The organism is Vibrio sp. 1249-1 (assembly GCF_033340495.1).
The window spans coordinates 1-531 of the sequence record NZ_JAWOWJ010001121.1 but is presented as its reverse complement, the minus strand read 5'-3'; the positions used below and the strand labels follow the sequence as shown (position 1 = coordinate 531).

The following is a 531-nucleotide window of genomic DNA, read 5'->3' as shown; positions in this document are numbered from 1 at the left end:
TGGACTTAAACTTGAATCGGTACGAGAAACAAGCCATACCGCCGATGGGAAGTAGTCCTGAGAAAAGTCCAATACCTCTTCCCGCCAATCCAAAATCGTCACGCCATTGGCGATCAGATCACCCTCAATTGGCACACTGCCACCCACGACTGCGCGGTTGTGTCGGTATTGAACATCTTGACCTGTCAGCTTACCGACCATGTCACTCCACTGAGCCGGTACGTACTCATATCGCACACCTAACGAGCTCGCAAATCCTTTTACGATATCGACATCTAATCCTGTCAGCGTGTGCATTTCACCTTGCTCGATGTAAGAAACAAAATTGGCATAAGGCACACCGATATGACGAAGCACACCACGTTCACGGATTTCTTTAAGGTCATTAGACCAAGCCGAAGAAGACATCACGGACGCGGCTAAAATCGCCACTGCAGTGATGGTTCGTTTAAGTGTTTTGACTGACATTGTGTATATCCTTCCCTTCAACAAAGCGCCCATAAATGGGCGCTTGAGTGATAAACAACGACG

At 48.0% G+C, this 531-nt stretch carries 1 protein-coding gene; it reads right to left on the bottom strand.

Annotated features, from left to right (window positions below; all coding sequences use genetic code 11):
- On the bottom strand, window positions 1-468 hold a 468-nt coding region (locus R7Z50_RS30805), incomplete at its 3' end, for a transporter substrate-binding domain-containing protein (RefSeq protein WP_411979551.1).
- Window positions 469-531: the final 63 nt, after the last annotated feature.